Origin of the sequence: Roseovarius amoyensis, from assembly GCF_003260265.1 — a bacterium.
GTDB lineage: Bacteria > Pseudomonadota > Alphaproteobacteria > Rhodobacterales > Rhodobacteraceae > Roseovarius > Roseovarius amoyensis.
Window position 1 is genome coordinate 1 of the sequence record NZ_QITQ01000028.1, and the last position, 20,966, is coordinate 20,966.

At 67.8% G+C, this 20,966-nt stretch carries 25 protein-coding genes; 11 read left to right on the forward strand and 14 right to left on the reverse strand.

All coding sequences use genetic code 11. From position 1 onward, the window contains the following. Both DL899_RS19695 and DL899_RS16590 read left to right on the forward strand, forming a co-directional pair. Positions 1–200: hypothetical protein (locus DL899_RS19695; RefSeq protein WP_204355333.1), on the forward strand; the 200-nt coding region annotated here is incomplete at its 5' end. Next, positions 173–391, forward strand: a complete 219-nt coding sequence (locus DL899_RS16590) for a DUF1858 domain-containing protein (RefSeq protein WP_111735474.1) — start codon at positions 173–175, stop codon at positions 389–391. The genes DL899_RS19695 and DL899_RS16590, both read left to right, overlap by 28 nt. Here the strand turns inward: DL899_RS16590 and DL899_RS16595 are convergent. Continuing rightward, positions 366–1,094 carry a Crp/Fnr family transcriptional regulator gene (locus DL899_RS16595; protein WP_111735475.1) on the reverse strand — a complete coding sequence of 243 codons (729 nt, stop codon included), beginning with the start codon at positions 1,092–1,094 and terminating at the stop codon, positions 366–368. The genes DL899_RS16590 and DL899_RS16595 overlap by 26 nt on opposite strands. A gap of 265 nt (positions 1,095–1,359) precedes the next feature. Then, on the reverse strand, positions 1,360–2,598 hold the full coding sequence (locus DL899_RS16600) for a lytic murein transglycosylase (protein WP_420820995.1): 1,239 nt from the start codon (positions 2,596–2,598) through the stop codon (positions 1,360–1,362). Between the two features lie 173 nt (positions 2,599–2,771). Between DL899_RS16600 and DL899_RS16605 the strand changes: the two genes are divergently transcribed. Beyond that, entirely contained in the window at positions 2,772–3,263 is a 492-nt protein-coding gene (locus tag DL899_RS16605) for an SAM-dependent methyltransferase (RefSeq protein ID WP_111735476.1), read from the forward strand. 6 nt (positions 3,264–3,269) lie between these two features. Here DL899_RS16605 and DL899_RS16610 read toward each other — a convergent pair whose 3' ends face one another. Then, positions 3,270–3,479, reverse strand: coding sequence for a TOBE domain-containing protein (locus tag DL899_RS16610; protein ID WP_111735477.1), 210 nt, complete (start codon positions 3,477–3,479; stop codon positions 3,270–3,272). A gap of 112 nt (positions 3,480–3,591) precedes the next feature. On the opposite strand from DL899_RS16610, the gene DL899_RS16615 reads away from it, so the two are divergent. Then, positions 3,592–4,734: a molybdate transporter family protein gene (locus DL899_RS16615; protein WP_111735478.1), complete on the forward strand. Its 1,143-nt coding sequence runs from the start codon at positions 3,592–3,594 to the stop codon at positions 4,732–4,734. Between the two features lie 21 nt (positions 4,735–4,755). Here the strand turns inward: DL899_RS16615 and DL899_RS16620 are convergent, their stop codons facing one another. After that, positions 4,756–6,999 (reverse strand): xanthine dehydrogenase family protein molybdopterin-binding subunit, encoded by a 2,244-nt coding sequence (locus DL899_RS16620; RefSeq protein ID WP_111735479.1) that lies wholly within the window; start codon positions 6,997–6,999, stop codon positions 4,756–4,758. Position 7,000: 1 nt separating this feature from the next. Continuing rightward, positions 7,001–7,468: a (2Fe-2S)-binding protein gene (locus DL899_RS16625; protein WP_111735480.1), complete on the reverse strand. Its 468-nt coding sequence runs from the start codon at positions 7,466–7,468 to the stop codon at positions 7,001–7,003. A gap of 112 nt (positions 7,469–7,580) precedes the next feature. Between DL899_RS16625 and DL899_RS16630 the strand changes: the two genes are divergently transcribed. The 3 genes from DL899_RS16630 (at position 7,581) to DL899_RS16640 (ending at position 9,032) form a co-directional block, all read left to right on the forward strand. Continuing rightward, on the forward strand, positions 7,581–7,868 hold the full coding sequence (locus DL899_RS16630; protein ID WP_239494741.1) for a hypothetical protein: 288 nt from the start codon (positions 7,581–7,583) through the stop codon (positions 7,866–7,868). Positions 7,869–7,959: 91 nt separating this feature from the next. After that, the gene (hisF, locus tag DL899_RS16635) at positions 7,960–8,724 is read left to right on the forward strand and encodes an imidazole glycerol phosphate synthase subunit HisF (RefSeq protein WP_111735481.1); all 765 of its coding nucleotides are present in this window, start codon (positions 7,960–7,962) and stop codon (positions 8,722–8,724) included. After that, positions 8,721–9,032, forward strand: a complete 312-nt coding sequence (locus tag DL899_RS16640) for a phosphoribosyl-ATP diphosphatase (protein WP_111735482.1) — start codon at positions 8,721–8,723, stop codon at positions 9,030–9,032. Before hisF ends, DL899_RS16640 begins: the two co-directional genes overlap by 4 nt. Positions 9,033–9,139: 107 nt before the next feature. Here the strand turns inward: DL899_RS16640 and DL899_RS16645 are convergent, their stop codons facing one another. The 3 genes from DL899_RS16645 to DL899_RS16655 form a co-directional block, all read right to left on the reverse strand. Continuing rightward, the gene (locus DL899_RS16645) at positions 9,140–9,622 is read right to left on the reverse strand and encodes a CoA-binding protein (RefSeq protein ID WP_111735501.1); all 483 of its coding nucleotides are present in this window, start codon (positions 9,620–9,622) and stop codon (positions 9,140–9,142) included. Positions 9,623–9,818: 196 nt separating this feature from the next. Continuing rightward, positions 9,819–10,166 (reverse strand): hypothetical protein, encoded by a 348-nt coding sequence (locus tag DL899_RS16650; protein ID WP_111735483.1) that lies wholly within the window; start codon positions 10,164–10,166, stop codon positions 9,819–9,821. Between the two features lie 154 nt (positions 10,167–10,320). After that, a complete protein-coding gene (locus tag DL899_RS16655; RefSeq protein WP_111735484.1) occupies positions 10,321–10,920 on the reverse strand; it encodes a biotin transporter BioY in 600 nt (199 codons plus the stop codon). Between the two features lie 114 nt (positions 10,921–11,034). Here DL899_RS16655 and DL899_RS16660 point away from each other — a divergent pair, with 114 nt between their 5' ends. From DL899_RS16660 to DL899_RS16675, 4 genes are all read left to right on the forward strand, one after another. Then, positions 11,035–11,697, forward strand: coding sequence for an SDR family NAD(P)-dependent oxidoreductase (locus DL899_RS16660; RefSeq protein WP_111735502.1), 663 nt, complete (start codon positions 11,035–11,037; stop codon positions 11,695–11,697). Between the two features lie 92 nt (positions 11,698–11,789). Beyond that, positions 11,790–12,569, forward strand: coding sequence for a 5'/3'-nucleotidase SurE (surE, locus tag DL899_RS16665; protein WP_111735485.1), 780 nt, complete (start codon positions 11,790–11,792; stop codon positions 12,567–12,569). Then, on the forward strand, positions 12,566–13,222 hold the full coding sequence (locus DL899_RS16670; protein ID WP_111735486.1) for a protein-L-isoaspartate(D-aspartate) O-methyltransferase: 657 nt from the start codon (positions 12,566–12,568) through the stop codon (positions 13,220–13,222). The genes surE and DL899_RS16670 overlap by 4 nt, the downstream gene beginning before the upstream one ends. 112 nt (positions 13,223–13,334) lie before the next feature. After that, positions 13,335–14,522, forward strand: a complete 1,188-nt coding sequence (locus tag DL899_RS16675) for a LysM peptidoglycan-binding domain-containing M23 family metallopeptidase (protein ID WP_111735487.1) — start codon at positions 13,335–13,337, stop codon at positions 14,520–14,522. Positions 14,523–14,621: 99 nt separating this feature from the next. Here DL899_RS16675 and lpxB read toward each other — a convergent pair whose 3' ends face one another. The 6 genes from lpxB to bamA all read right to left on the reverse strand — a co-directional run bounded on the left by lpxB (position 14,622) and on the right by bamA (position 20,812). Next, positions 14,622–15,773 carry a lipid-A-disaccharide synthase gene (gene lpxB, locus DL899_RS19700; RefSeq protein WP_204355334.1) on the reverse strand — a complete coding sequence of 384 codons (1,152 nt, stop codon included), beginning with the start codon at positions 15,771–15,773 and terminating at the stop codon, positions 14,622–14,624. Continuing rightward, entirely contained in the window at positions 15,774–16,580 is an 807-nt protein-coding gene (locus tag DL899_RS19705; protein ID WP_204355335.1) for an LpxI family protein, read from the reverse strand. It abuts the gene before it with no gap. Positions 16,581–16,584: 4 nt separating this feature from the next. Then, positions 16,585–17,385 (reverse strand): acyl-ACP--UDP-N-acetylglucosamine O-acyltransferase, encoded by an 801-nt coding sequence (lpxA, locus tag DL899_RS16685; protein ID WP_111735503.1) that lies wholly within the window; start codon positions 17,383–17,385, stop codon positions 16,585–16,587. A gap of 5 nt (positions 17,386–17,390) precedes the next feature. Further along, positions 17,391–17,855 (reverse strand): 3-hydroxyacyl-ACP dehydratase FabZ, encoded by a 465-nt coding sequence (gene fabZ, locus DL899_RS16690; protein ID WP_111735488.1) that lies wholly within the window; start codon positions 17,853–17,855, stop codon positions 17,391–17,393. Positions 17,856–17,924: 69 nt separating this feature from the next. Continuing rightward, the gene (locus DL899_RS16695) at positions 17,925–18,545 is read right to left on the reverse strand and encodes an OmpH/Skp family outer membrane protein (RefSeq protein WP_162685616.1); all 621 of its coding nucleotides are present in this window, start codon (positions 18,543–18,545) and stop codon (positions 17,925–17,927) included. A gap of 2 nt (positions 18,546–18,547) precedes the next feature. After that, complete coding sequence (gene bamA, locus DL899_RS16700; protein ID WP_239494742.1) at positions 18,548–20,812, reverse strand: outer membrane protein assembly factor BamA; 2,265 nt, start codon at positions 20,810–20,812, stop codon at positions 18,548–18,550. Positions 20,813–20,966 lie beyond the last annotated feature (154 nt).

The window sequence follows — 20,966 nt, forward strand, 5'->3', positions numbered from 1 at the left end:
AAAATCACACCACGTGCCACAACAACGATCCCACGAAATCTACCGCTTCGCGATACAAAACGCCTTGTTTTGTTGACCTGCGCCAAACGAAATCCGGAAAAATCAGCCGCGAACTGTCGAAGTTGGGCGGAACGGTTCCTGCCGCTACAAATGTCGCACGACAGGAGAGCGCATGCCCCAACCCGATGACCCCGAGCTGATGCTGGACGAGCTGATGCAGCAATGGCCAGAAACGATACCGGTGTTCATTAAGCACAAGATGCTGTGCGTGGGCTGCCTGGTGACGCCGTTTCATTCGGTGATCGACGCCTGCGCCGAATACGGGCTGGATACCGACGCCTTCATGGCCGAATTGCAGGCGGCGGTCAGTGCCGGGGCTGAGCCCCGCTGAGCAGCATCAGCGCGTGCGCGTCGCGCACCACGATCTTGCGTCGGGCGCTTTTCACCAGCCCCTGCTTTTCCCACGCGCTCAGCAGGCGGCTAACGGTGTGCAGGGTGGTTCCGGTCAGTTCCGACAGGTCCTGGCGGGTGATGGGAAAGGCGATCTCGATCCCCTCGTCGGTCTTGCGGCCGCTCTGGTTGATCAACCGCAGGATCGAGTTGGCGATGCGCTGTTCCACCTGCTGCGTCGCCAGTTCCATGATCCGCGTGTTCATCTCGCCGATGCGTTTGCCGACGGTCTTGTAGGTCTCGGTGGCAAAGCCGTCATAGTCACACACAAAATCGGGCCACAGCCGCACCGGCCAGCCCAGCGTGATCGCCTCGGTCGCGGCGACTGCGGTCGCGGGATAGGTTTCGCGCCCGATGGCCGGGGCGATCCCCAGTAGCTGCCCCGGCGGGATGTGCAGCGCGATCACCTGTTCGCCGGTCTCGGTGATACGCACCACCCGCACATGTCCGTCGAGCAACAGGTAGAAGCGTTCCGCCTGCGCGCCCTCGTCAAAGATGGCGCTACCGGCGTCGTGCCGGCGCGATACCGCCAGATCGAGGATCTCGCGAATCTGCCGCCGATCGAGCCGCGAAAAGGGCGGCAGATCGGTCAGCAGGCTCTCGTCCAGCCGGAACTGGGGTTTTCTTGCAGGTTGGCTGCTCATGTCGGGGCCACTCCTAGCCGCAAACGTGGCCGGGTTCACGCGAATTTCCGCGCCCGGCGGCGCAAAACCGCCATGCAGTTTGCGCCAGGGCAAACTCGGGACACGGCGGCCGGGCTAGCGTTGCCATCAACAGCGCCGGACCGCAGGCCATGCGGGAGGCGCTGTATGTGACCCACCGCCGCCCCGACAGGGGCGTTGCCGTCGCTCGTGTCCCTTTGTCCGGTGGCGCGAACCCGAGGGGCGGCGGTGGTGAAAACTGCCCGCGTCAGCGCGACAGGGCCTTGGCCATACCGGCCTCGGGATAGCAGGTCTCGCGCTGCCCCGCCTGTTTCTGCCAGCGCCCGATGGAACGGCGGGTCTTGAACCCGGCCAGCCCATCAACACCGCCGACATCGTGACCCCGGCGTTCCAGCCCGCGCTGGATGGCGGCGACATCGCCGCGGGTCAGGCGGCCTGTCTTGCCCCAGCGGCCCCTGAAATCGCCCATGCCATAGCGGATGCGATCGCCCAAGTGGCCCACGAACAGGGCGTATAGATCGCTTTCGTTGTATTTCTTCAGCACATAGAAATTGGGCGTCACGACAAAGGCCGGCCCGTGCCGCCCCGCCGGCAGCATCAAGAACCCCTGCCCCGCGCGTTCGTGTTCGGGAAACGGACGCCCCGAGACACGGGTGATGCCCATCGCCGCCCATTCCCTAATGCTGCGCCCCTGGTCGGGGCCTTCCAGCGTGCAGGACACGGTGGCGGGCAATTTAACCTCGAACCCCCAGTCGCGCCCGGCAATCCAGCCATAATGCGCAAGATAGGCGGCGATGGAGGCTATCGTGTCCGCCTCCGACCGCCAGATATCGGCGCGCCCGTCACCGTCGCCGTCACGGGCAAAACGCAGATAGGCAGAGGGCAGGAATTGCGGCTGTCCCAGCGCCCCTGCCCAGCTGCCCTTGAGCCGCCCGGCCGGCGCTTGGCCCTTTTCGGCGATCTTGAGCGCGGCGATCAGCTCATCCGTGAACAGCGCCGGACGCGTGCTCATGAATCCCTTGGTCGCCAGCACGGCAAAAGCGTCATGGCGAATGGCGACGCGGCCATAGCCGCTTTCGCGCCCCCAGATCGCCAGGATGATGCGCGCGGGCACGCCGGTCGCGGCCTCGGCCGCTGCCAGTGCCCCGGCGAATTTGCGCGCCATGCGCTTGCCGTGGGCGGCGGCATCCGACAGCTTGCGCCCGGCGAAATAGCGCGCCGGGCTGCCGAACTCTGCCTGCATCTGCTTCTTGGGCGTGGGCGGCGCACCCGGCGGCACCAGTTCGGGCAGGTCCCAGTTCAGCCTGACCCCGCCCAGCGCCGCGTCAAAGGTCTGCCGCGACACGCCCTGCCCCCGCGCGCGGGGCCAGATCGTCTGTTCCAGCCATGACTGGAACTGGCGCTCCACCGCCGCGCGGTCCTGCGCCCGTGCCGTGGCCGGGAGGATCGCCAGAACAGCCAGCAGACACAACAGTCGGAACATCATCGCAATCACCACCCTTTGCTGCTCTGTCCAAGATCGTTCCCGCCAGTATGCATCGAAGCACACCACGGCGCGATGGTCTTGTTGCCCATGCGGCACGCGACCCGATCGCGCATTGCATCCCGTGCCGGTGCGCTTAGGCTTCCTGCAACCCGATCACGCATGAGAGGCCACACATGAGCGACACCCAGGCCCTGCGGCACGGCGAACGCGCCGTTGATCTGCCGCCCCCCGCCGATGCAACGCTGCGTTTCATCGGCGCCATCCGCACCCCGTGGCCCCGGCGCGAGGATTGCCCCCGTCAGGGCGACCCCGACAACGGCCCCGAATGCCGTATCGTGCTCGATCCGGCCTGGCACCCCGCACTGCAGGGGCTGGAGGAACACGACCGGATCGAGGTGTATTACTGGATGCACCAAAGCCGCCGCGACCTTGTCGCGCAAAGCCCGCGCGACGATGGCCAGACACTGGGCACCTTCTCGATCCGCTCTCCGATCCGGCCCAACCCTATCGCCACCTCGGTGGTCCGCCTGCTGCGGATCGAGGACGGCACGCTGGTGGTGCGCGGGCTCGACTGCATGGACGGCACGCCGCTGGTCGACCTCAAGCCCGAGCGCAAATCCTTTTGCCTGCGGGCCGGGGGCGCACAGACCCCGTCCGAGGGCTGACCCGCCTCAGTCCGCGCCGACGATGACATCGGACGCCTTGACGATGGCATAGGCCGTCTTGCCCACCGCCAGCCCCAGGTCGGCAACCGCTGCGTTGGTGATCATCGCCGTGACGATGGAGGCGCCGCCAAGGTCGATCTGGACGGTCGAATTGATGGCCCCCTTGTCGATTGCCACCACCGTGCCGGCCAGTTTGTTCCGTGCGCTCAGTTTCATGCTATCATGTCTCCGTTTCCCGATGCCTGACCCCACGGTAGGGTGATCGGGACCAAAGGCAAATCCGCCCCGCGCGCACGGTCGCGTCCGGGGGCGGTCCGGGGGGGAGGCGATGACAGAGGACACCACAAGCCACCTGCGCTTTGACCTGCGCGAGCTGAACGGCGCGTTGGGCGATCTGGGCACGCTCTTGCCGTTGTCGCTGGCCTGCATCGCGCTGGCGGGGCTGTCGGCGCAGCAGGTGCTGCTGGGGTTTGCCGTCTTCTACCTTGCCACCGGGCTGATCTATCGCCTGCCCATCCCCGTCCAGCCGATGAAGGCAGTGGCCGCCGTGGTGCTGGTGGCCGAGGTCACGCCGGCCTCCATCGCGCTGAGCGGCGTGCTGATCGGGCTGGTGCTGCTGGTGCTGGGCGGCAGCGGGCTGATCGACCGTATCGCCCGGTTGGTGCCGCAATCCATCCTGGCCGGGCTGCAACTTGGGCTGGGGCTGGCGCTGGGCTGGTTCGCGCTGGGGCTGATGCACGATGCCGCGCTGCTGGGCGCGCTGTCGCTGGGGCTGTGCGTGCTGTGCCTGCGGCTGAGAACCCATGCCGCGCTGATCACCATCCTTGCCGGCGCCGGGTTCGGCCTGCTGACCGGCATGGAAGGGCAATGGACGGGCGGCGCAGTGGCCGGCGCATCATGGCTGCCGCCGCTGCCGGGCGGGGCCGATATCCGCACCGCCATCGCCGACCTGGCGGCGCCGCAACTGGTGCTGACGCTGACCAACGCCGTGGTGCTGACGGCACTGGTCGCGGGCGACCTTTTCGGCGCGCGCGCGGCCAATGTCACCCCCCGCCGGCTGTGCCTGAGTTCGGGCGCGGCCAACCTGCTGCTGGCGCCGCTGGGGGCACTGCCGATGTGCCACGGCGCGGGCGGGCTGGTGGCGCATCACCGCTTTGGCGCGCGCTCTGGCGGGGCGCCGATCATGCTGGCCGCCGGTCTGGCCGTGCTGGCGCTGATGCCCGGCCCGCTGCGGCTGGCCATGCTGGGCGCCATTCCCGCGGCCACGCTGGGCGCGCTGCTGCTGGTGGCGGCGGCGGACCTGGCGTTCAGCCGGCGCCTGTTCGACGCCCGCCCCTCGTGCCGGCCGGTGATCGCAGCAACCGCCGCCGCGACGGTGCTGGTCGATCCGCTGGCAGGGCTGATCGCGGGCACATTGGCCGAGGTCGCGCGCAAGGCGATCCTGAAACGCCGCGCGCGGACGGCGCGATAGGCGCGCCCCCGGCCCGTTCCCTCAGACGAAATCCACGAACCGGGCAAAGGGCATTTCGCGCAGCCGCTGCCCGGTGGCGGCAAAGATCGCACCCGCCAGCGCCGGGGCGGCGGGCGGCACGGGCGGCTCTCCGATGCCGTTGACGCGATCGCCGGTTTCCAGCCCGCGCACCTCGATCACCGGCATCTGCCACATCCGCATGCCATCATGGGCGTGGAAATTGTCCGGCTCGGCAATGCCGTCCTCATAGGTGATCTCGCAGTTCATCGCGTGGCCCAGGCCCCAGATCACGCCGCCCTGCACCTGGTTCTCGAAATTCACCGGGTCGATCACACGGCCCACTTCGGCCGCGACCCAGACCCGTTCGATGGCGATGCCTGCGCCGGTGTCGCGCACCTCGACCACCTCGGCGCAGGGCACGCCAAAGCTTTCGACCAGCGCCACCCCCCGGCCCCGGCCCGGCCCCGGGCGCGCACCCTGCCAGTCCGACATCTCTGCCACCGCTTCCAGCACGGCCCGCGCCCGCCGGTCTGCGGCAAGGCGCAGCCGTTCGGCCAGCGGGTCGGCGCCCGCCGCCTCTGCCAGGTCGTCGAACGCCGCGTTCCAGAAGAACCCGTTGCTCGACGCCCCCACCGAGCGCCACGACGACACCGGCGCCAGCCCCTGCGCGCGATAGCCGGTGACCCGGTGATTGGGGATGGCAAAGGGCGCGTTCCAGGCCCCCGCAACGATCTGGCTGTCGGGCCCCGGCACCGGCAGCCCCTGCCGGCCCATCTGCGACGCCATGACCGAGGGCATGGCGATGGACAGATCCAGCGTATCGACATGCCCGCCCGCGACCCTGCCGCGCAGTCGCGCCATTGCGATCTGGCGAGGATAGTCGCGGCGCATGTCCTCTTCGCGCGGATAGGTCAGCTTGACCGGCACGCCGGGCATCCGCAGCGCGATCTCGGTGGCGTGGCGCACCACGTCATCCTCCAGCCGGTGGCCAAAGCTGCCCCCCGACATCAGCGCATGCACGGTGACAGCCTTGTCCGGCAGCCCGGCAATGCGGGCGACGTTTTTCTGCACGAAGCGCGGCACCTGCGTGCCGGTCCAGACCTCTGCCGCCTTATCGTCGACGCGCACCACGGCGTTGAGCGGCTCCAGCGGTGCATGCGCCAGATAGGGCGCGCGGTATTCCGCCTCGATCACCTCGCCGCCCGCAAGTGCGGCCTCGACATCGCCATCGTCGCGCTTGCGGCTATCGCGGTTGTCGCCGTCAAAACCCGCCGACAGCGCCGCCCAGTGGTCATCCATCCTTTCCGGCAAGGGGCCCCTGCCCCAGCGGACATCGACCGCGTCGAGCGCGCGAAAGGCCCGCCAGGTGTTGTCGGCCACCGCCGCCACGCCGCCGGTGATGGGCACCACCGCGCGCACCCCCGGCATGGCCTCGGCCACACTTGCATCAAATCCGTCGGCCCCGCCGCCCTGCGCCGGGTTCAGTCGCACCGCCGCATGCACCATGCCGGGCAGATCGACGTCGATGCCATAGCCCTGGGTGCCGGTGCATTTGGCGACCATGTCCAGCCGCGGCCCCGGCTTCCCGATCAGCCGCCATTGCGACGGCTCGCGCAGGGGCACGTCCTGCACCGGTTCCATCCCCGCCACCAGCGCCGCCAGCTCGGCATAGGGAACGCGGGCGCCATCGGGCAGGACTACATGCCCCGCCCGCGTTTCGACCTGCGCCACGTCGACCCCCGCCCGTTCGGCCGCCGCGCGTTTCAGCGTCTCGCGGGCCGAGGCGCCGGCGGCGCGCAGCTTGACATAGCCATCGGGCACCGTGGTCGAGCCGCCGGTGATCTGCATGCCCATCAGCTTCATCATCGCGCCCAGCGCGCCCTCTGTCGCGTCCTGCATCACGCCCCCGCCCGGGGCGGTGAATTCCGCCCCTTCCGCCGCCAGCGCGGTGTTCCAATAGGCCGGCGCGGGCGGGCCGGGATCAACGCGCACGGCGCCGGGGTCGACGTCCAGCTCCTCGGCCAGCAGCAGCGCCTGGACATGCCACGCCCCCTGCCCGACATCGGCGCGCGGGGTGATCAGGGTGACGCCGGCGGCATCCAGCCGGACATAGGGCGTCAGCGCCGCCTCGTCCGGGCCAAGACCGGGTTTCAGCGGGTTGGGGTGCGGGCGGCGCACCGACCAGACGCCGAACACCGCCCCGCCCGCCACGGCGACCGACCCGATCAGCAATGTGCGGCGTGTTATCGTTCTTGTGCGTCCCATCTCAGCCCTCCCGCAGGCGGCGGGCTGCGTCATGGATAGCGGCGCGGATGCGGGTATAGGTGCCGCACCGGCACAGGTTGCCGCCCATCGCCGCGTCGATGGCGTCGTCATCCGGGTCAGGCGTGTTGGCCAGCAGCCACACCGCCTGCATGATCTGCCCCGACTGGCAATAGCCACATTGGGCCACCTGGTGATCGATCCACGCCGCCTGCACCGGGTGCGGGGACGCGGGCGTGCCCAGCCCCTCGATGGTGACGACCTCGCCGCCATCGGCCTCGGCAACCGTGACCTGACAGGCGCGCACAGCCTCGCCGTCCAGATGCACGGTGCAGGCCCCGCACAACCCCGCCCCGCAGCCGTATTTCGGCCCGTGTATGCCCAGGCTGTCGCGCAACAGCCACAAGAGCGGCATGTCCGCCTCGACCTCGGCCTCGTGCGTCACGCCGTTCACGATAATTCCGATCGCCATGTCGCCGCCTCCTTGCCGCGCGACTCGCCTTGCCTGAATGATAGCGCGCCCCGCCGGGGATGCGAGCACGACGCCGCGTGACAGCCGGCATGCCTTGGCATAATCTTGCCCGATGCATCGCTGGATCACACGCCTTTTCATGCTGACCACCTTTGGCCCCGTCCTGGCCTGGGTGATGTGCGCCGGCACGGTGCTGTGGCTGTCCGGCCCGCATGGCTGCCGCATAGACGAGGCCGGCGCCTATCCCTGCGTGGTGCTGGGCCGCGACATCGGCGAGCCGGCAGCGATGATGGGTGTGCTGGCGGCCTGGGGGCCGCTGATATTCGGCCCGGTGGTGCTGGTATCAGGCGGGGCCTGGGGGCTTTACGCCCTCATCCGCCGCCTGCGCCAGCGGCGCTGATCGCCAGGCACCCCACTGGCACCGCCCGCGCTTTGCCCTTAAAGAGACCGGTGAACAGACTGGCAAGACCCGCAAGCGACGGACCGCAAGCATGCTCAAGACCCGCATCATCCCCTGCCTGGACGTGGCCGATGGCCGCGTGGTCAAGGGCGTCAACTTCGTCGATCTGCGCGACGCGGGCGACCCGGTCGATGCCGCGCGCGCCTATGACGCCGCCGGCGCCGACGAGCTGTGCTTTCTCGACATCCACGCCACCCATGAAAACCGCGGCACCATGTACGACGTGGTGCGCCGCACGGCCGAGGCCTGCTATATCCCGCTGACCGTGGGCGGCGGCGTGCGCACGCCTGAGGATGTGCGCGCCCTGCTGCTGGCGGGCGCCGACAAGGTCAGCTTCAACTCCGCCGCTGTCGCCGACCCGGATGTCGTGGCCCGCGCCGCCGACCGTTTCGGCAGCCAGTGCATCGTGGTCGCCATCGACGCAAAGACCGTATCGCCCGGCCGGTGGGAAATCTTCACCCATGGCGGGCGGCGCGAAACCGGCATCGACGCGGTCGATTTCGCGCGCAAGGTCGCAAGGCTGGGCGCGGGCGAGATCCTGCTCACCTCGATGGACCGCGACGGCACGCGCGCGGGCTTCAACCTGCCCCTGACCCGCGCCATTGCCGACGCGGTGACGATCCCGGTCATCGCGTCGGGCGGTGTCGGCACGCTCGACCACCTTGTCGAGGGCGTGACCGAGGGCGGCGCATCGGCGGTGCTGGCCGCCTCGATCTTTCATTTCGGCACCTACACCATAGCCGAGGCCAAGGCCCACATGGCCGCGGCCGGCATCCCCGTGAGGCTGGGACCATGACCCTTGACGATCTCGAACGCATCATCGCCACCCGCGCAAAGGCCGCGCCCGACGAAAGCTGGACCGCGAAACTGCTGTCCGAGGGCCCCGAAAAGGCGGCCGAGAAGTTCGGCGAGGAGGCCATCGAGGCGGTGATAGAGGCGGTTCGCGGCGACACCGAACGCCTGACGGCCGAGGCCGCCGACGTGCTGTTTCACCTGCTGGTGATGCTGCGCGCGCGCGGCGTGGCACTGGCCCAGGTGATGGCAGAACTCGACCGCCGTCAGGGCCGTTCGGGCCTGGCCGAAAAGGCCGCGCGCAAGGGCTGAGGGCCAAGGCCCTGCCCCTTCATCTGGCTGAAAATACCTCGGGGGGGGGGGCGCGGAGGCACTCCGCGACGGGGGCAGCGCCCCCAGCCGCGTTCACAGTACCGCGCTTACAGCTTCGACGAAATCACGCCCGTGTTGAAGCCGCCCATGCGCAGTTCGCCGAACAGGCGCTGGTATTCGATCTTGGGGCAGCGGTTCATCACCACGTCAACGCCGCGCGCGCGTGCCATCGCCGCCGCCTCTTCGTTGACGACGCCGATCTGCATCCAGATCGTTTTCAGGTCCGGAAATACCTCCAGCGCCTCTTCGACGATGGGGGGGACGTGTTCGGGGCGGCGGAAGATGTCGACCATGTCCACCGCGCCATCCAGTTCGGCCACCTCGCACAGGCTGGCGCGCACGGTCGCGCCAAAGACGGTCTTGCCGGCATGGCCGGGATTGACCGGAAAGACCTCGAACCCCTTCAGCCGCAGGTAACGCGCGACGTAATAGCTGGGCCTGACCTCGTTCAGCGACATGCCCACCACGGCGATGCGGCGGGTGCGGGTCAGGATCCCGCGCAGATGGGAATCGGTATAGGTTTCAGTCATGCCCGACGTCATAGCCTTGTCGCGCCTCCAAAAAAAGCGCCCGGTCAATTGCCGGGCGCCAGTCGCGGAACGAGGGACAGTGAAGAGAAACGCCGAAGTTCCGTATCGGCGCCTCTGCTCAATGACATAGGTGTTGTTCCCGAGAAAAAAAGAGGCGTCCCCGCGCCGAAAGCGAAATGTTCACATGAACGTGATCTCAGTCGAAGATATCCTCGATCTCGTCCCACAGCTCCTCCCAAAGCCGCTTGAACACGGGCTTGCGCCGCTTTTTCGCCGGTCGCCCACCAGCCGCGCGACCGCGTGGCGGCTTGTCTTGTCGCGCGTCTTGTCTCGCGCGCGGCAGGCGCCGTTCGGTGACAGGCGTATGGCGCTTCTTGCGTGTCTTGTCCGTGGGTTGCGGAAATGACTTCAGGTCGTGCAACGGCGCGCCGCAGTTGGCGCAGGACAACTCGTGCCGGGCGCGGTCAAGGATCAGCACCGCCCGGGTTCCACAAAAACAGCAGGTGGCGATCTTGCGGCCCGCGGGCTGACTGTATCGCGGCATGCGCCTCTCTCGTCCCTGAACGTGGTTTGTGGGCATCATCTGGCGTCCCCGGCCCCGGGAACAAGCCCATGACGCCCCGGAAATCGCCCTCCCCGCACGAAAAACGCCGCCCCGAATTCCGGGACGGCGCCTGCATTCGATCCGGGTGCGGGCCTCAGCCTTTGCGTGCGCTCACGGCCTTCCAGCCGCCCCACAGCACCATCGCCGCGATCACGGCCTTGACCGCGTCACCAAGCAGGAACGGCGCGACCCAGTAGGTCCAGATGGCGTCAGCCGACGAGCCGACCCAGTTGCCGCCGATGCCGGCGATCTCGGCCACGGCCATCGGCCAGGCAACACCGGGGATGTAGATGATGGCCGACGCAACCAGCGCGACCAGAGCGGTCGAAACCGGGCCACGGGTCAGGCCGCGGTCGGCGGCCAGGCCGGCCAGCCACGCCATCAGCACGAAACCCACCAGAAAGCCCGCGGTCGGGCCGATCAGCGCCGGTGCCGCCATGCCGCCCGCGAAAACCGGCAGCCCCATCGCACCTTGGGCCAAGTAGGCAAGCAGCGTCGCCGCCCCCATCCGCGCACCGAAGGTCAGCCCGACGATCAGGATCGCCAGCGTCTGCAGCGTCATCGGCACCGGGTAGAACGGCACCATCACCTGTGCGGCGAGCGCAATGAAAAGCGACCCGCCCAAGACAAGCCCGGCCTGTTTTACAATCGTCTCGCGGCCGATCACGGCCCTGGCAAGGGTGGTATCGCGCATGTCTGAGGCTTCCTTTTACATTGGTTCTGTGTCGCGCTCCTTTTTCGACGTCTGCGACGTAAAGTCAAGCAATTGCTCTTGCAACGCGCGCGCGAGGGTGAGACATCGCACCCCATGACAGACCCGAAAACCACCCCCGAAACCGGTCGGCTCGCGCTGGTGACAGGCGCCTCGCGCGGGCTGGGCGCGGCGCTGGCCGAACTGTTGACGCCCGAGCACCATATCGTCGCCGTGGCCCGCACCACCGGAGCGCTGGAAGAGCTGGACGACCGCATCCGCGCCCGTGGCGGCGCCGCGACACTGGCACCGATGGACATCACCAATGCCGACGCGATGGCCCAGCTTTGCCGCTCGATCCATGATCGCTGGGGGCGGGTCGATACCTGGGTGCATGCCGCTGTCCATGCCCCGCCGCTGGGGCCTGCGGGGTATCTCGACCTCAAGGACTGGGAAAGGGCGGTCGATGTCAACGTCACCGCGACGGGCCGGCTGATCACCTTCCTGGCGCCGCTGTTGGGCGAGGCCGGGCGCGCGATGTTCTTTGACGATCCGCGCGGCGGGCAGAAATTCTTTGGCGCCTACGGGTCCACCAAGGCCGCCCAGATCGCCCTGGCCCGCAGCTGGCAGACCGAAACCGCGCGCACCGGCCCGCAGGTCCATGTGCTGGAGCCCCGCGCGATGGCCACCGCCACGCGCCTGCGCTTCTTTCCCGGCGAAGACCGCAGCGCGCTGGCCTCTGCCGGCGACGAGGCCGCGCGCCTGCTGGCCACGATCTGAGGCAGCCTGGCATCGCGCCAGGGGCCAGCGCCCGCTTGCCCCACACCCGATGCGCCGCTAGACAGGGCCAAAGATCAAAGTGGGGCGGAAAGTTGCGCATACTCATAACCAATGACGACGGCATCAGCGCGCCGGGATTGCAGGTGCTCGACGAGATCGCCACCGCGTTGGCCGGTCCCGACGGCGAGGTCTGGACAGTGGCGCCCGCATTTGAACAGTCCGGCGTCGGGCATGCGATCTCGTACACCCGGCCGATGATGATCTCGCAGATGGGCGAACGGCGCTGGGCGGCACAGGGTTCACCCGCAGACTGCGTGCTGGCGGCGGTGCATGACATCCTGCCTGTGCGGCCTGACCTGGTGCTTTCGGGCGTCAACCGCGGCAACAACGCGGCCGAGAACGCGCTTTACTCCGGCACTCTGGGCGGCGCGATGGAGGCAGCGTTGCAGGGCCTGCCGGCAGTGGCGCTGAGCCAGTATTACGGCCCCGAAATCCGCGATCTCGACGACCCGTTCGAGGCCGCGCGCATCCATGGGCTCGACACCCTGCGGCGGCTGCTGGACAAGGGCGTGTGGACGGATGACGACTATGCCATCTTCTATAACGTCAACTTCCCGCCCGTCGCGGCAGCCGAGGTGCGCGGCCTGCGCGCCGCGCCGCAGGGGTTTCGCCGCGACATGGGCTTTGGGGTCGAGCCCGTCACCTCACCCTCGGGGCGGCGGTTCTTGTGGGTCAGCGGCGCGCCGCAGCAACAGCCGACGGCCGAAGGCTCGGACGCCGACTGGAACATCAAGGGCTATATCTCGGTCACACCGATGCGGGCCGACCTGACCGCGCATGACGCGCTGGAGGCGCTCAGAGAGATCGAATGAGCCGCGACAGCGACACCGCCGAACGCAAGATGCAGTTCCTGTTCGCGCTGCGGTCCCGCGGGGTAACGGATGGGCGCGTGCTGGCGGCGATGGAACGAATCGATCGCGGTGAATTCGTGCGCGGCCACTTTGCGGCCCGCGCCTATGAGGACATGCCGCTGCCCATCGCCTGCGGGCAGACCATTTCGCAGCCATCGGTGGTGGGGCTGATGACCCAGGCATTGCGTCCCGGCCCCCGTGACAAGGTGCTGGAGGTGGGTACCGGGTCTGGCTATCAGGCGGCGATCCTCAGCCAGCTTGCGCGCCGGGTCTATACCGTCGACCGGCATCGGCGGCTGGTCGCCGACGCGGCCGAGCTGTTTCGCCGGCTCGATCTAACCAACATCACCGTGCTGACCGGCGATGGCAGCTTTGGCCTGCCCGACCAGGCGCCATTCGACCGCATCCTGGTCACCGCCGCCGCCGAAGACCCGCCCGGGCCGCTCTTGGCGCAGTTGAAGATCGGCGGTATCATGGTATTGCCGGTGGGCCAGTCGAATACCGTGCAAAGCCTCATCCGGGTGACGCGCACCGAAACGGGGTTCGACTATGACGAGCTGTTGCCGGTGCGCTTTGTCCCGCTGGTCGAAGGGCTGGGCCGGGATACCGGCTGATCCCGGCGCAGCAAATGGTGCGGTAATGGGAACAGCCAAGGGGTAAGGCCCCCGCCAACGAAGCCCCAGAACAAGGGGCGAGGGACAACAGGACAGACGAGGAGCTATCGAGATGAGATTTTCAACCCCCAGGGCCGCGATCCTGGCCGCCACGGCGCTGACGGTGCTGTCGGGCTGCGGCGAAGGCGGGCTCGATTTCGATCTGCGCGGCGGCATGGGCAACGCGCCCAGCACCACCGAGGCCGCCCGCAACGCCACCGCCGCGCGGCCCCAGCCGGACGCGCGCGGGGTGATATCCTATCCCAGCTACCAGGTTGCCGTCGCACAACGCGGCGACACGGTGACGTCGCTGGCCGCGCGTGTCGGCGCCGATGTCCAGCGGGTGTCGCGCTATAACGGGCTGATGCCCGGCGACACGCTGCGCGATGGCGAAATCGTCGCCCTGCCCGAACGCGTGAGCGAACCGGCCGGCGGGCCCCTGCGCCCCGGCAGCGTCGATATCGCCGCGCTGGCGGGCAGCGCAATCGACGCCGCCGACAGCGCCGCCACCTCCGGCGTCGAGACCAGCACCCTGGCCCCGGCGCCCGGCCAACACCAGCCCGAGGGCGTTTCCGGCGTCGAGCCGGTGCGCCACCAGGTCCAGCGGGGCGAAACCGCCTATTCGATCTCGCGCCTCTACAACGTCTCGGTCAAGAGCCTGGCGGACTGGAACGGGCTGGGCAGCGATTTCGCCGTGCGCGAGGGCCAGTTCCTGCTGATCCCCGTTGCCCTGCCGGGCAAACCCAAAAGCGCGCTGGATCCCGCCCGCACGACGCTGCCGGGAGAAGGCAGCCCCGCCCCCGAACCGCCGAGCGCGGCCACGCCGCTGCCCGAAACCGACACCGTGCCCGCCGCCACCCCGGTCGAAACCGTCGCCGCACCGGACCTGAGCGACAGCTCCAGCCAGCCTGCCACCAAGATGAGCATGCCGGTGCGCGGCAACATCATCCGCGACTACGAAAAGGGCAAGAATGACGGCATCGACATCGCCGCCGCCCCCGGCACGCCGGTCGCCGCCGCCGCCTCGGGCACCGTGGCCGCGATCACCGAAGACACCAACGGCGTGCCAATCATCGTGGTCAAGCACCCCGACAACCTGCTGACGGTCTATTCCAACATCGGCAATGTCACCGTCGAACGGGGCGATAGCGTCGCCCGCGGGGCCAAGCTGGCCGAGATCCGCAGCGATGGCACGGCGGCGGTGCATTTCGAGGTGCGTGACGGTTTCGACAGCGTCGATCCGGGTCCTTACCTGAACTGAGCCGGGGTCAGGGGGCGCTGCCCCCACCGCGCGCCGGGGGCGCGCGTTCCCCGGGGTATTTGAAACCAGAAAGAAGCCGGAACAGGGCGCGTGCCTTGATCAGCCGAGGCGCGCCAGCACGGCCCTGGCGGCGCGCAGGCCCGGTGCCTCGCCCCCTGCACCCAGCCGTTCCATCGTCAGGCGCATGGCGTCGTGCTGTTCGCCCGGATCGTCGATGAGCGCCAGCAGTTCGGTCGCAATCCGGTCGGGCCGGCACTCTGCGCCCAGAAGTTCCGGCACGACGCGGGTATCGGTGACGAGGTTGACCAGCGTCAGCGTGTCGACCTTGAGCATGCGCTCGAATATCAGGCGGCTGAGGCGGCTGACATCGTAGGCGATCAGCATCGGCGTATCGGAGGCCGCCAGTTCCAGCGACACCGTGCCCGAGGCCGCAAGCGCCCGGTCGGCGGCGCCGAAGGCGGCGGTTTTCTCGGCCAGATAGCTGACGGTGTCGCGCCCGCCCGGCACGATCAGCACCGGCTGCCCCGGCCAATCAGCTATGGCCGCGCGCATCTGGTCCTCGCGCGCCGCCGTGGCGGGCACCACCAGTCGCAGATCGGGGCGCGCGGCGCAGACAGTTTGCAGCGCGTCGCCGAAAATCGGCGCAAGTTGCGCCACTTCGGACCGGCGCGAGCCCGGCAGCACCATCAAGAGCGGCGCATCACCGATCCCGTGCAGGGCGCGGAAGGCGGCGATTTCGTCCTTGCTCGCCTGCGGTTCGCTGACAACCGGGTGCCCGACGAAATCGCATTCCATACCGGCGGCCTGCATATAGGGCGGCTCGAACGGCAGGAGCGCCAGAACATGGTCGATGAAACCGGCCATTTTCGCCGCCCGGCCGGGCCGCCATGCCCAGACAGAGGGGGCGACGTAGTGCACGGTTCTGACCGCGCTTTTCGCCCGCACCAGCCGCGCGACGCGCAGACAGAAATCGGGGCTGTCGATGGTGATCAGCACATCGGGACGGGCGGCCAGAACCGCCTTGACCGTCTGGTGCAGGCGGCGGCGCAGCAGCGGATAGCGGCGGGCGACCTCGGCGATGCCATGCACGCTGAGGTCGTCCATCGGAAAGATCGAGGTAAGCCCCTCTTCGTGCGTCAGCGGGCCGCCGACACCGGTGAATTCAACCTCTGTCAGGCTGTGCAGTCCGGCCATTAGCGCCGCGCCCAGCCGGTCGCCCGACGCCTCGCCCGCGATGACGAAGACCCGCATTCAAAGCGCCCGCGCGATCAGGAAAACGCCCGTGTCGCGCACTGCCGCCAGTGTGGCGTCGCGTTCCACGATCATCAGCTTGCCGGCCTCGATCACCAATCCCGCCAGCCCGGCCTGGGCCACCGCCGCCACCGTGCGCGGGCCGATTACCGGCATGTCTATGCGCAGGTCCTGTCCGGCCTTGGCGGCCTTGACATAGACCCCGCGAAAGCCGCGGCGGTATTTCGGATCGGTCTGCGCCACGAACCCCAGCAGCGCGTCGGTGCCCTGCACCGTCTCAAAGCCCAGGCATTGCCCGCCGGCGACGACGCAGCCCTGCCCGATATCCAGCGGCGCGGCGCCATGCAGGATCTGCACCGCGCGGGCGATGTCGGCCTCTTCCGCCGGGTCCGGCGCGGGGCCAAGCTGCAGCCCCTCTTCGGCCAGCAGGTCCGGCACCACCTCGGACGGGCCGACAACGGCGAAGCCGCGTTCCTCGAACACCTCGACCACGGTCCGGAGCAGGCCGTCATCGCCCTTGGCCAGCGCCCCCATCAGGCGCGGCGCCAGCGCCGTCATCTCGGCATCGAACGCGGTCGGGTCGAGCGCGGGGCGCACCAGCGCACCGGCAAAGACCACCCGGTCGGCGCCGGCCGCGCGCATCGCGTCAAAGAGCGCGCCGATCCGTTCCAGCCGGTGCTGCTCCGACCGGTCCTGCAGCGGGCTGGGAATGCCCCGAAGCGTGATCGCCAGCGCCTGCGGGTCGGCCGCCGCCAGCGCCCCCGGCAGCGCCCCGTCGCAGGCGATGATCGCCAGTCGGCCGGTCATCCGCTCAGCCCGTGCCCGGCGTCAGGAACGACCGGTCGCTGCCGGCGGTGACGAAATCGACGATATGGCGGACATAGTCGCTTTTCGTTTCGTCGCCCAGGCGCCGGGCGCGTTCCTGAAAGCTGCCTTCGCCCTGGGCCAGCATCTGAAAGGCGGCGCGCAGGGCGGTGATGTCCTCGCGCCCGACGCCGCGACGCTTGAGCCCGACGAGGTTGAGCCCGTCAAGCTGCCCGCGCGGCGCCTGCACCAGCCCGTAGGGGATGACATCGTTGGTGACCATCGTCACCGCGCCGACGATCGCGCCGCGCCCGATACGCACGAATTGATGCACGCCCGAAAGGCCGCCGATGATGACGTCATCCTCGACAATGCAATGACCGGCCAGCGCGGCGTGGTTGACCACGATCACCCGGTCGCCCAGTTGCACGTCATGGGCGACATGGCAGCCGGCCATGAAGAGGCCGTCATCGCCCACCCGGGTCACCCCGCCGCCGCCCTCGGTGCCGGGGTTCATGGTGACGTGTTCGCGGATGCGGTTGCGGGCGCCGATGATCAGCCGGGTCTTTTCGCCCTGGTATTTCTTGTCCTGGGGGATCTCGCCGATGCAGGCGAAGGGAAAGATCACCGTATCGTCGCCGATCCCGGTATCGCCGCTGACCACCACATGCGATTTCAGCTCGACCCGGTCGCCAAGAACGACCTCTGGCCCAACGTGGCAGAATGGCCCGATATGCACGCCCTGCCCCAACTGCGCGCCATCCTCGACCACCGCGCTGGGATGTATCCGGGTGTCAGTCCCGCCCATCTGCGTCATCCCTCTTTCATGTCGATCATGGCGGTGAATTCGGCCTCGGCCGCCATTTCGCCGCCGACCTCGGCCTTGCCGGCGAATTTCCACACCTTGCCACCGGGGCGACCGCGCAGTGTGGAAACGTTCAGTTCCAGCACGTCGCCAGGCACCACCATGCGGCGGAACTTGGCCCGCTCGATCGACATGAAATAGATCAGGAACTCTCGGTCAGCCATGTCCAGCGCCGTGCCAACCATTATCCCCGCCGCCTGGGCCATCGCCTCGATGATGGTGACGCCGGGCATGATCGGCTGGCCGGGGAAATGGCCCTGAAAGTGCGGCTCGTTCATGGTGACGTTCTTGATGCCGCGGGCACTGCTGTAGCCATCGATATCGACCACCCGGTCAACCAGCAGGAACGGGTAGCGATGCGGTATCAGCCGCTGAATCAGTTGAATATCCGCGGTCTTCAGCGGCTCGGTCATGGGACATCCTTCCACTCTGCTGCTGGCGTTTCCCTAGCAAGCGCGGCCCGCCCCGGCAAGCGCCGGGCGCTATTCCCGGGGCGGTGACGGCACGTCCTGCGGCTGGGGCGCAGGTGCGGCCGGGCTTTCAGCCTCTTCTTCGGGGGCGGTTTCGCCGTCGCCTATCGTCTCGTCGATGCGCGCGACGGCATCATCGGTGATGTCGACCGCGTCGGCGCGCAGCATCACCGTGCGCGCATCCAGCAGCACCACGCCGCCCATGTTGCGCATGGCCTCGATCAGAACCGGCTCGGCCTGACGCAAGAACAGGAGCGGCAGCCGTTCACGATCTTGTTCCAGATCACGCACCCGGCGTTCGCTGTCGCGGCGGATTTCCTGCACCCTGGCGTCAAAGGCGTCAGCCAGTTCGCGGAATTCTTCGGGCGACAGCTCGGCCCGCCGGGCGGTCAGTGCGCGTTCCTCAGTCTCGAGTTCCGCCTCCAGCTTGCGGTTATGCGCCGCCAGTTCCTCGCGCTCGTCCTGATGCTCGGCCATCATCCGCTGGCCGAGTTGTGATTCCTCGAACAGGCGCTCGGGGTCGACCACCAGGATTTCGCTGCGGGCCGCTCCGGTATCCTGCGCCGCGGCCGGCAGGCCGCAGATGCAGATCAGCGTGGCGGCCGCGGCAACGAGTTGTCGCAGCGCGATCACGTTCAGAAGTCCGTTCGCACCGAGAAGTCGAAGTTGCGCTCGATGTCAAACGGCTCTTTCTCCAGCGCCTTGGAAAAGTCCATCCGGATCGGGCCGAAGGGTGATTCCCAGAACAGCGACAGGCCAACCACATGGCGCGGCTTGAACGAGGTCGACACCGGCAGCGGCGGGCCGATCGTGTCGACGTTCCAGATCGAGCCAATGTCATAGAATGCCCCGCCGGTCATACCGAATTCCTCGGGCAGGCCAAGCGGGAACTCTGCCTCGAACTTGAGCGCTGCAAAAAGGTTGCCGCCCAGGTGTTCGCCCGACTGCGTCGGCCCCATACCGTTGGGTTCGAACCCGCGCATCACCTTGTGGGTAAAGCGGTCCGCCGCCCGGCTGGTCGGGGTGCCGGAAAAGTCAATCGCGCCGCCCTCGAGGACACCGCGCAGGGTGACCTCTTCGTTGAAAACCCGGGTTTCACCGACCAGGCGCAGGGTCGACTTGACGTATTCCTGATCACCGCCCAGCCCGGCCACCTCGACCCCGGTGTCGATCATTATGCCCGCGTTGGGATTGAGCCCGACATCGCGCGAATCGTAGACAAAGCGATAGCCGATGGCGCTGGACCAGAGCCCCCCAAGAACCGATTCGGCAGCCAGCGTGGGCGATGCCCCGAAATAACCGCCCTGGTCGGAATAGGTCGCGCTGTAATAGAGCGTCATCCGCGAGCGTTCCGCGACCGGAAAGGTCAGGCCGGGGCGGAAGTTGGCATAGGTGGTGTCGAAAAGCGAGTTATCGTTGCTGGTGTCGACATAGGACGACGAGAACGAGAACGCCACATCACGCCCCAGGAAAGCCGGTTCGATGAAGTCGATGCTGTAGTTTGCCTCGTCGCCCGAAACCGACAGGCTGGCCCCCAAGGTCTGGCCACGGCCGAGGAAGTTGCGCTCACGCAGGCCGATCGACACGCCCAGCCCGGCGTCGCTGGAAAAGCTGCCGCCGAAGGTAAGAGAGCCGGTGGTGGTTTCCTCCACGTCGACATCGACCACAACCTGATCGGGGCGAGAGCCCTCGCGCGCGTTGACGTCAGCGTCCTTGAAATATCCCAGCGCGCGGATGCGTTCGGCCGCCTCGCGGATTTCACGCGGGTTGAACGGATCGCCCTCGACGGTGTCGAACTGGCGACGAATGACCCGGTCCAGCGTGGTGGTGTTGCCGTCGATGTCGATGCGTTCGACAAAGACACGCGGGCCGCGCACCAGGGCGAATTCGATGTCCAGCGTCAGGTCGCGGTCGTTGCGGGTGATCCGCGGCTCGACGCGCAGGAAATCGACGCCGTGACGAATGCCCAGCCGTTCCATCCGGGCGATGGCCTCTTCGACCAGCGAGGGGGAATAGACCACCCCGGACTTGATGCGCAGGACATCGCGATAGGTGTCGGCGTTGACCGTCGGAATATCGCTGGTCACGGTGATGTCGCCAAAGCGGAATTGCTGCCCTTCCTGGATGTTGAAGGTCACGAAATAACCATCGCGTTCGCGGGCCAGTTCGGCGTTGGTGCCGGTGACGCGAAAATCGACATAGCCGCGCGACTGGTAGAAATCGGTCAGCACCTGCTGGTCGAAGGCAAGACGATCCTCGACAAAGGTGTCGCGGGCGATCAGCGCACGCAGCAGCCCGGCCTGCTTGCTTTCGACTACCCGGCGCAACCGACGGTCGGAATAGGCCTTGTTGCCGACAAAGCTGACACGCTCGATCTCGATGCCGCGGCCCTCGAAAATCTCGAACACCAGGTCGACGCGATTCTCGCTGCGGCGGATGACCTTGGGCGTCACCCGCGCCGCGACGCGGCCGTTCTGGACATAGGCCTTGGAAATCTCGGCGGCGTCACGTTCGGCCCGGCTGGGGCTGAAAACCTGGCGCGAGCGGCTTTCGACGATGCCTTCCAGGTCCTCATCCTTGATCTTGCGGTTTCCCTCGAACGATATCTGGTTGATCGTGGGGTATTCCGTCACCTTGATCAGCAGCCGGCCGCCCTGGGGCACCATCTGGACGGTCTCGAAAAGGCCGCTGTCGAGAACGCGCTGATAGGCATCGTTCAGCTGACCCGCGGTGACCGTCTCGCCGCGCGAGATGCCGGCATAGGTCAGCACGGTGGCGGGATCGACGCGCTGGTTGCCCTCGATCGCGACGGAATTGAACCTGTAGGTTTGCGCCGAGGCATCTCGGGGGGCTGCAAAGACCGCCAGCACAAGTGCCAGCACGATCAGACCGCGGGCCACAAAAGTTGTCGTGCAGGATCGTGCGGATTGCACGTCTCGCGGCGCTTTCAACAGATTCATTTGCAAACCCACTCAGACATCCCAGTATTGGTTTTGAGTAACCATTCCGGCTGTCCTTGTCAAAGCGCGAGTCACCAGCATTTGTGTTCTTCGC